The organism is Chloroflexota bacterium (assembly GCA_035652535.1).
Taxonomy (GTDB): domain Bacteria; phylum Chloroflexota; class UBA6077; order UBA6077; family SHYK01; genus DASRDP01.
The window spans coordinates 1-9,764 of sequence record DASRDP010000144.1 but is presented as its reverse complement, the minus strand read 5'-3'; the positions used below and the strand labels follow the sequence as shown (position 1 = coordinate 9,764).

5 protein-coding genes are annotated in these 9,764 nt (G+C 67.3%); 2 read left to right on the top strand and 3 right to left on the bottom strand.

Annotated elements, in window-relative coordinates; all coding sequences use genetic code 11:
• The coding region (locus tag VFC51_17850) for an ABC transporter substrate-binding protein (protein HZT08892.1) at nt 1-844 on the bottom strand (844 nt) is incomplete at its 3' end.
• Between the two features lie 183 nt (nt 845-1,027).
• Here VFC51_17850 and VFC51_17845 point away from each other — a divergent pair.
• Together VFC51_17845 and VFC51_17840 are read left to right on the top strand one after the other, a co-directional pair.
• On the top strand, nt 1,028-2,002 hold the full coding sequence (locus VFC51_17845; protein ID HZT08891.1) for a class I SAM-dependent methyltransferase: 975 nt from the start codon (nt 1,028-1,030) through the stop codon (nt 2,000-2,002).
• 100 nt (nt 2,003-2,102) lie between these two features.
• A complete protein-coding gene (locus VFC51_17840; protein ID HZT08890.1) occupies nt 2,103-3,722 on the top strand; it encodes a hypothetical protein in 1,620 nt (539 codons plus the stop codon).
• A 40-nt stretch (nt 3,723-3,762) separates the two neighbouring features.
• Here the strand turns inward: VFC51_17840 and VFC51_17835 are convergent, their stop codons facing one another.
• Both VFC51_17835 and VFC51_17830 read right to left on the bottom strand, forming a co-directional pair.
• Entirely contained in the window at nt 3,763-8,520 is a 4,758-nt protein-coding gene (locus VFC51_17835; GenBank protein ID HZT08889.1) for a FecR domain-containing protein, read from the bottom strand.
• Between the two features lie 210 nt (nt 8,521-8,730).
• A partial coding sequence (locus tag VFC51_17830; protein ID HZT08888.1) for a CARDB domain-containing protein occupies nt 8,731-9,764 on the bottom strand: 1,034 nt, incomplete at its 5' end.

Sequence of the window (9,764 nt, the reverse complement as noted above, 5' to 3'; positions counted from 1 at the left end):
CGTCCGCGGCAAGCTGGATGGAGCCAGATAGGAGGTTGGCCAGTGTCGCGTTCGCGTCGCTCACGAAGGTGATGTGGACCCGATCGATCTTCGGTCGACCCAACACGTGGCCCTCGAACGCGGACCCATCGATCAAAACGCCCGGCTCCCATCGATCGAGCCGATACGGGCCGGCGCCCACGAACTCGCTCGTCCAGTACGGCAGGTTCCCGAAGCTGTCCCAGTCCGCTGCCTGATACGCCGGCTCCAGAATGTGGCGGGGAAGCGCCGGGAACTCGGAAGTGTCACCGGTCGTCTGGAGCACGCCCGCGTAGGGATAGAGCCGCCGCCAGTGGATGCGCAGCGTCGCTTCGTCGGGCGCCGTGACCGAATCGATGGCGCTGAACGGCAGCGAGCCCGACGTGGCCAGGTCCGGCGTCGAATAGACCTGCCACGCAAAGACGAAATCCCCGGCGGTAAGCGGTGATCCGTCGTGCCAGGTGAGGTTCGGCTTCAGGTGGTAGGACGTCTCCATCTGGCCTTCTGGCAGGACGCGCCAGCTATCCGTGTCGAGCTGGGGCAATGCATCGGCGAGATACGGCTTCGCCGCGTTGTGGTCATCTACGATGTCCAATCCAGCGTTGAACAGACGGACGGTAGTCTTCACCTTCACAAACGTGCTGCGGAGGGGCCGCGCCGCGATGCTGGCCGGCTCCACTCGGACGGAGATCGCGAGCGACCGCCCCTGCTGCGGCACAGGAGCGTTTTGGCCGGTCGAAGCGGGCCGGCTTGGTCCGGCGCACGCCAGCAGCGCAGCCGTCAGAACGACTGCGGAGGCCACCACGCGCACGCGATCCGTCAGCAAGGCAGACTTCTCCATGGCCCGATCATCTTAGCTCACCTGAGCATCGCCTCGCCCCGCCCGCGCGAGCGCGGCGGCCGGTTGCGTCGGCGCGCTGCGGCCGACTATGCTGTGTTCATCGCGGTCTGCACGGACACCGATGCAGCGCGCCGCCAACACGCGGCGTGTGATCGCCAAGGATCGCCAATGGACGCACTGGCTCAAGCTGGGCCGGCCACGCCCTTCTGGAGCATGCGACTCGTCCCCTGCAACCTTTGCGGGTCCACCAGCTTTCGAGAGATCTACCCGTCCCGCCTGGAGAGCCTCGCAGGCCGCGACGTTCAGGAGATCTACGCCTGCACCAGCTCGGCGTACGGCGAGTGCGGGCCCATCGTCCGCTGTACCAATTGTGGATTTGTGTACCAAAATCCGCAGCCGGATCCCGAGTGCATCCGGGCGGCATATGAGGACGTCGTCGACGTACGCTACGCGGAAGAGCGGGAAGGACGCGTTCACACCTTTCGGCGGGCCCTGGGTGAGATCGAGGAGTTCGCGCGGCCGGGCCGGCTCCTCGACGTCGGAAGCCATCTGGGCGTGTTCGTCGAGGTGGCGCGCGACCTGGGATGGGATGCGCGGGGAATTGAGCTGTCGCACTGGGCGGTGGGCGTGGCCCAAAAACGCGGCCTGCCGGTGACCCGCGGCTCCATCGCCGATCTGCGAGACGCGGAGCACAGTTACGACGCTGTCACCATGTGGGACGTCGTGGAGCACCTGCCAGATCCGACCGGCGACGTCCGACACATCCACCGGCTCTTGCGCCCGGGCGGTCTCCTCGCGATCTCAACCATGGACGTCGATGCGCCGGTGGCCCGAGTTCTCGGGCGTCGATGGCCATGGTACATGCAGATGCACCTGTCATATTTTTCGCGGCGCACGCTGGCCCGCATGGTCACCGCCGCGGGGTTTCAGGTCGTCGACGTCCGGCGGCACTGCCGAATCGTGCGGCTCGGATACCTCGCGGAGCAGCTCGAGCAGCGGATTGGTCCCGTGCTGGGCCGGGTCGCGCGCGCGGTCGGCGCCTCCCAGTTGGGGAGGCGACTCGTCCCCATCGACCTCGGCGACATCGTGACCCTGTTCGCGGTCTCGGTCCCCGATTCCAATCACGCAGAGAAAGCTCCCTAATCGCGGTGCGTCGAGGCGCGGGTTGACGGCCCCCGAACCTCCGCACCGCGCCGGCCCATCCTCCCACCCTCGCATCCTGTTAGCGCTTGCCGCGTGCGCGATGGAAGCGATCCTCTTGGCCCTCTGGGCGCCCCTCTCAATCGGAAACGTCACCGACGAAGCTGCAGGAATCGAAACGATGTTCGCGCAGCGATACCCGGCGACGCGCGCAGTTGGGGCCGCGGCGAAGTCGACCATCGACCTCGTGTTCCCGGGCGCCCTCTGGACCTGGGAGCACCTGGTCGCGTTCATCTTCCAGTCGATCCTCGCTGCGTACGTCGTCTATGCCGTCGCCGCCTGGCATCTGGCGCACGGCGAGCACGAAGGCGATCGAGGCCACCGCACGTTGGGCGGCGGATCCCGCCCCGGCATCCGGTGGATCCTGGTTCCGCTCGTGTTCTTCCAGATCACGATGATCTTCGTGCCCGGAACCATGACGACGGACATCTACAATTACGCCATCTACGGCGAGATGCCGGTCCTCTACGGCGCCAGCCCGTTTGTTCATACGCCCCACGAGTTTCCCCAGAGCCCGCTGTACTATCTGATCCCGCTCTATTGGCACGATGCCCCATCGGTGTACGGGCCGCTGTGGATCGACATCTCGACCGGCGTTGCCGCGCTCTTCCAGACGCTGCCGCTCGCCGACGAGCTGCTCGCCTATCGCGCCGTCGCAAACGTCGCTCACACGGCCAACGCGCTCCTCGTATGGTCGATCGCGCGCCGCGTCGCTCCGGGCCGCGAGACCTCGGCAATTCTCGCGTACGCATGGAACCCCCTCCTACTCGTGGAGTTCTGCCTCAATGGACACAACGACGTCCTGATGCTGACCTTCGTCCTGGTGGGCATCCTCCTGACCGTTTCGGGGCGCCCGCTCGCCGGCGCGGTCGGGTTGGGTCTTTCCGTCGCCACCAAGTACACGTCAGTCCTGATCGCCCCGCTTCTCCTAGTCTGGAGTGCCAGCCGCGCCAAAGATGGAGAATCTGCCGAGTTTCATCGGGACCGCCATCCGGTCATCCGCGCGTCCGCTGTGCTCGATGGCCGTCGGCTGCTCCACCTGCCACGGCTCGCGCTTCGCGCCGCCGCAATCGCGCTCGTCGTCGCGCTGCTGTATCTCCCCTGGTTCCAGGGCGCGGAAACGTTTGGGCCGGTCCTGTACTGGATGACCGGCCCACGAATAAACAACTTCTGGCCCGACGGGCTTCTGACGAGCGTGACCACGAGCCTCACAAACGCGTCGGGGATGAGCTGGAACGACGTCTACGACCCACTATTCCGCGCTTTCAAGATCGTGGCGAAGGTGGCGCTCGTGGTGTGGATCGCCGGAGAGGCCCTCCGGCTCCGGTCGATGGGCGACGTGCTCGCCGGATCCGCGCGCGTGCTCCTGGTATTTCTCCTGGTGGTCAACACGTGGATGATGCCCTGGTACTACACCTGGCCGCTCGCGGTCGCAGCCGCGCTCGGGTGGCAGTCGCGCCTCGTGCGCGTGTGCGCTGGCTTCACGCTGACCGCCGCCATCGCCATGTACCAGCACCAGTTCAGCCACCAGGTCGTGGACGAGCGGCTCGGACTGTTCCTCGTGCTCCCCGTCGTCATGGCGCTCGCGCCTGACGTCCTTCGCCGGGCGCGTTCGGCGTGGCGTGCTCATGGGTATGCCGAAGCGGCACGGGTGGCGCGGTAAGGCGGAAATCCGGGCGTGGCGTGGGCCGCGCGCTCGACCGCTATGGGGTCGGGCTGGGCGACGGAGTCGCCGTGCAGGCGGGCAGCGCGGTCGGTGTGCCCGTTGCCAGCGGCGTCGGCGACGCGGCGAGCGGTGTTGGCGTCCCCGTTGGCGGAACCGGAGTCGGCGTGTCCGTGGGGCCGGGCAGAACGACGGCCAGGATGCACGCGAGCGCGGCAGTCTGGGTGGGCGTCGGCGTCACTGCGGACGCGACCGTGGGCGAAGCAGTCGGCGTCGAGGTGCCGGTTGCGACCGTGACACCGGTCGCCGCGGGCGTCGAGCCTGCGACCGCGAACGGACTGATGGCGAGGCTGTGCGAACCGCCTGCAGCAATGACTGACACCCCCGTCAGCCCGCTTACCTGCACCTGAGTCGTGCTATTCGACGTCGTGCCGTTCCCCAGCTGCCCATCCGCATTGCTGCCCCAAGCTGCGACGCTACCGTCGCTCTTGAGGGCGAGGCTGTGGCCGATACCGCCGCTGACGGCCATGGCGCCGCTGAGGCCAATCACCTGAACCGGGGCCACCCGGTTCAGCTGGGTTCCGTCTCCGAGCTGGCCCTGGTCATTGTCTCCCCACGTCAGGACGGCGCCGTTGTTGTTCACCGCCAGGCTGTGGAACTGGCCCGCGCCGATGGCGACGGCCCCGCTGATCCCGACCGTGACCGGTGATGTTCGTTGGGTGGTCGTACCGTCCCCGAGCTGACCGAAAGAGTTGGCGCCCCACGCACGGATCGACCCGTCGCCCATGAGTGCGAGGCTGTGGCTGCCGAGATGCGTCGCGATCGCCCGAACACCGGTCAGTCCCGGTACCTGCACCGCGGTGGGACTGTTGGCCGTCGTGCCGTTCCCCAGCTCACCATCAGCATTGAACCCCCAGGCCCACACAGTTCCATCGCCTTTGAGGGCGAGGCTGTGGTCCTCTCCAGCCGCGATGGCGATCACACCCGTCAACCCAGTCACCGGTACGGGGAGGCTACGTGAGATCGTTGTTCCATCCCCGAGCTGACCGAAGAAGTTCGCGCCCCACGCCCAAACAGTTCCGTCGCTCTTGAGCGCCAGGCTGTGATCCAACCCGGCAGCGACGGCGGTCACCCCCGTGAGGTTGCTCACCGGCACCGGCGACGAGCTGTTCGTAAACGTTCCATTACCCAGCGCGCCGTTTCCGTTGTCACCCCACGCCCACACCGATCCATCGCCGCGAACCGCCAGACTGAAATTATTCCCGCCGGCGAGGCCCACCACGTTCGTGAGGCCGGTCACGGTGGCCGGAGTCGAGCTGTTCGTCGTCGTCGCATTCCCCAGCTGGCCACTACCGTTGAGGCCCCAGGCGCGCACGTTTCCGGCGACTGACGTGGGCGTTCTCGTCGCGGTCGGCGTCGCACCCACCTGGGCCGTCTGGGTCACGGTGACGGTCGGCGTGCCCGTCTGGAGCACGGTCGCCGTGGGATTGACGCTGACCTGGACCGTCGGCGTCGCCGTGCTGGGCGGTGGGCTGGCCTGCAGCAGCCACGCCACCGCGTTTTGGAAGAGCTTCTTCTTTTCGATGATCCCGGCCGCGCTGGACCCGCTGTACGCTTGTGCATTCTGCGTGACCGACCGAACTCCTGTTGACCGCGCTCGCGCACGCGGCGAGCTCGCGCCGGTCGCTGAGGGATCGAACACAAGGACCACTGGGTCCTCGCCTGACACGGCAAGCAGTGTCTCACCAGTGAGCGTTTGAGTCGTTTGGTCGAGATCGAGCGCATAGTCAAAGCTACCCACGGCGCCAAAGGGCCCATTCGTGACCGGGTGAACCGTGTCGACGATCGTGACAGTTCCGTTCCCGCCGAGGTTCGAGTCGGTGCTGTTCAGGTGGATGAGACTCGTCCACTGTGCGCCTGCCGTGGGTGACACGCGCGATGTCGAGAAGGCCAGGTCGTCCCCGATGAAGTACAACGGAATCCCGCGATCGGAAGCCGACTGGAACACGCCAACGAGGCCATCCGTCAGTCCCGACGCGGTAACTGGACAGGACGGTTGCGGGAATGGGTCCCGACAACCTAGGTCATCCCAGATGAGCAGCTCCGCCCCCTGAACGTCGGCGAACGAGAGCGTCGCGGGATCGTAAACGCGACTAGGAATGCCCACCTCGTTCAGATACGACACGAGCCGGTCGATCTCGGGATCCGCGAAGTTCCGTACGATGGCCACCTGGGCGCTGGGCACCGTCGTCGTCGCCGTTGGTGTGCTCGTTCCCAGGGTGCCCCCGGCCACCGACAGCAGCTGCCCAACCCACATCAGACAGTCGTCATTGCTCCCGATCGTCGCGCGAGCCGTCGTGTCCCCCACCGCGATCAGGCTCGACACGTCATAGCTGTCCGTGTCCCACAGCGCCCCGTCGCTCCCGTCCATCGTGTTGTCCAGGTTGAAGCTCCCCAGGCTTCCACTGAAGCTCACCTGCTCCGCAAACGGCTGCCCATCCCCCACCACAAACGTCGTCTTCGCATTCACCGGCGCCACGGCGTTGAAGCCTGTCAGGTCCAGCGTGAAGCTGGTCCCATCCCCCTTCGTCACCCGATTCCCATCGTAGATCAGAATCGTCCGCACCACGTCGCTCGGGTCCTCGTAGATCACGACCAGCGACGCCCCGTCCGCCAGAATCGACCCGCCACTCGCCACGTTCGCCAGCGTGTACGCCCCGTTGCCCCGAACCAGACTCGTCACATCCGCCCGATACGCAAAGCTATTGCTCCGCCCCCAGCACGTGTCCGGCCCGGCCCCTATGTTCTGGCCAGTGATGGGCGTCCCCTGAAACGTCAGGTTCTTCAGCGACGGGCTCTCCCCATCGTCCAACAGCCCCCAGTACAGCAGCGCTTGTCGCACGGTCGCGCTGGTTGGCACGCCGCTGATGCTGATGGTCCCGCCAGTCTGCCCCCGCAGCCCCACCCCGGCCGCAACGTAGTTCCCACGCACCGTCACCACATTCGAAAACGCGATCGTCGGCGTCCCCGTCCGCGGCGCCGGCACCGTCGGACTTCCACCCACCGTCGCCGTCACCGACCCGACCGGCAGCGCGCCGTGCACCCGCGGGGGCAGAATCGTCGTCGGGCTCGGCGCCACGCTGGGGACAATACTCGGCACCACCACCGGCCCAGGCACCCCTCCACCGGGCGCCAGCCCGCCGGGCACTCGCCCCACCGGGACCGGCCCCTGCCCCGGAAACCGCCCCACCGGCACGATCGGCACCGGCGTCACCTGCACCACCACCGTCGGCACCCCGGTCGGCTCCGCCGTCGCCACCCGCGGCGCGGTCGCGCTCGCCTCCGCCACCACCGTCGTCGCACTCGCCCCGGTTGTCGCCGTGGGGCTCCCCCCAACAGTCGCCGTCGCCCGCTCCGTCGCCGTCGCCTCAGCTTCTGTGGCCGTCGGCTCGACTGCCTCCGTGACGGTCGCGCTCGGCTCGATCCGCGGCGGCGTCGCCGTCGCCGTCACACCACCCACCGTCGGACTCGCACCCGGCCCCGCCGTCACCGTCGCGCTCGCCACCACCGTCGCGCTCGCCTCACCTGTCGCCGTCGCCCGCGCGGTTGGGCTCGCCCCCCGCGTGGCGCTGGGCTGCACCTGCGCTACCTGCGTCCCTACGCTGATACCGCGCGTCGCCAGCGCCACCGCCGTCTGCTCGACCCGCGCGGCGTTCCCCCGCTGGCTCGCGATGAACAGCATTCGGCTCGCCGCCGGCGCCCCGCCGACCAGCGTCCCGGGCCGCCGAAAGTTCACAATCTCCCCGCTCCGGTACTCGAATCCGGTCCCCAGATGCTGGCCCCGACTCAGCGTCCCGCTCAGCTCCTCCGCTTCGAGCGCGCGCGCCAAACCTCCAACCACCCGCTCGGCCACCGGCTCGCCGTTCACCAGCGCGCTCACCCGCAGGGTGTAGCTCCCCCCGTCCCCTACTGCGCTCAGCACAACCTCATAGCCATCCACCGGGTCCGGAATCGTCAGCGTCTGACCACCAGCTCCCACCGCGTAGATCGCCCCGGGAATCTGCGATCCGTACGCGTCCACGTCGGGCTGGAACCCCTCACTTCGACCAACGCTGTCCGTCAGAAACGGACGCACCGGCCCCTCCACCGCAATCTGCACCGCCCGCACGGCCGGCGGAATCGGCTCCGGCGCGCTCGGCGGCCCACCCGGCGGAACCCGCGTCCGGTTCCCGGCCGTGACCTCTACCGTCACCCCACCAGCCTCAACGGTCACCGTCCCCTCGTACACCTCGATCGTCGTGCCCCCATCGGCCCCAACAATCACCTTGTATTCCGTCCCTCGCACGTACGCCACCGCCGTCGCCGTGTTCGTCTCAAATCGGCTGTTCACATCGGCCAGCCGCTCGACCCGATTCCACGTCTGACCCGCCTCCTGGTGGATCGCAATGCTCTCCCCACCCCCAGGCAGCTTGTCCAGCTTCTGCACAACCAGCGCCGTGTTCGGCTCCATCTCCGTCGTCGACCCATCAAAGTACGTCACCACCGCGTACCCGTCGGCTCCCGTCTCCGCCCGATCCCCAACCCGCACCGCAACGTCCGCCTTCGGCGCCACCCGAACCCGCTCGCCCGCGCCACCTCGCTGCAGCTCCACCAGCCCTCGCAGCGCCGTCAGCATCGATTCGTTCACCAGCGCGTACGCCGTCGCCCCACCACCACTCAGCCGCCCGTACACCACGTACCCCGCCACCAGCACCACCACCACCGGCACAAGCAGCAGCAGCCGACCCCGCTTCCCCATCTCTCCCAGCTCTCCTGGACGCCACCCACGACGCGCTCGTTCCAAAGTGGGCCGATTGTAACAATTTCAAGACAAATGAGCGGAAAAAGGGCCAAGGAAGAGGTCAACTGGCTAAAAAAAACGCCGAAAAGCGATCTCGTGGGCGAAGTCGCGCTCAGGACCCATTCGTTGCCGAAACGCGAGCGTCCGCTCTCCGGCCCAACGACCCGGTCACAAGCACAGCGAGCTCTCGCCGGAGATGGTCGTGCTGGTTGTCGCGCTGTTGTCTCCCTCGTTCGTCTCCTGAATGATGTTGACGGGGTCGACCTTGGCGTTGGCAGTCAGCACGAAGGGAGTCGATACGCTGAAGCAGTTGAGCCGCGCCACAACGACGATCGTGCCGGTCGCTCCCGCAGGCAACGACCCCCCCGTGCAGAGCACAGAGGCGCCCGACGTCGGGCCGCACGAGAATCCGCTATCAGCCGCTACGCTCACGAACGACACGCCCGTTGACCACACATCTGTGAGGTTCACCGGGCTAGCGTCCGCGCTTCCCGTGTTCTCGACGGTGATGGTGTACGTGAGGTTCTCAAGGGTCGTTGCGGGATTCGGCGACTCCACCACGAGAATCGTGAGGTTCGGAAGGGTGGGCGTGGGCGTCGGCGTTATCGTCGGGGTCGACGTGAGCGTGGCCGTTGGCGTGACCGTCGGCGTCACCGTCGGGGTGACGGTCGGTGTAATGCTCGGGGTGAACGTCGACGTCGGCAGGAGCGACGGCGTCAGCGTGGGGCTGACGGTCGGTGTAATGCCCGGCGTAAACGTCGACGTCGGCAGGAGCGACGGCGTCAGCGTGGGGCTGACGGTTGCCGCGATGCCCGGCGTAGACGTCGACGTCGGCAGGAGCGACGGCGTCAGCGTCGGCGATGGTCCGGTCGGTGGGACGACCAGCGTCCCGGTTGGCGTGATCGTAGCTGGGGTGATGGTGAAGACGGGCTGAGATGTCGCGGTAATGGAAACTGTCGGCGGCGCAGTCAGGGACGTCGCCGTCGGGACGACCGTCGAAAACAGTGTCGGGGTCCCCGTGAGGGTGGCGGTTGCAATGAGCTGCAAAGTCTGAGTTGGCGTTGGTGTGCCGGCCCCCAGGGTGCCCCCGGCCACCGACAGCAGCTGCCCAACCCACATCAGACAGTCGTCATTGCTCCCGATCGTCGCGCGAGCCGTCGTGTCCCCCACCGCGATCAGGCTCGACACGTCATAGCTGTCCG

Coding starts and splice junctions, on each gene's coding strand:
- VFC51_17835 (HZT08889.1), bottom strand. CDS start 8,520: ATGGGGAAGCGGGGTCGGCTGCTGCTGCTTGTGCCGGTGGTGGTGGTG.
- VFC51_17840 (HZT08890.1), top strand. CDS start 2,103: ATGGAAGCGATCCTCTTGGCCCTCTGGGCGCCCCTCTCAATCGGAAAC.
- VFC51_17845 (HZT08891.1), top strand. CDS start 1,028: ATGGACGCACTGGCTCAAGCTGGGCCGGCCACGCCCTTCTGGAGCATG.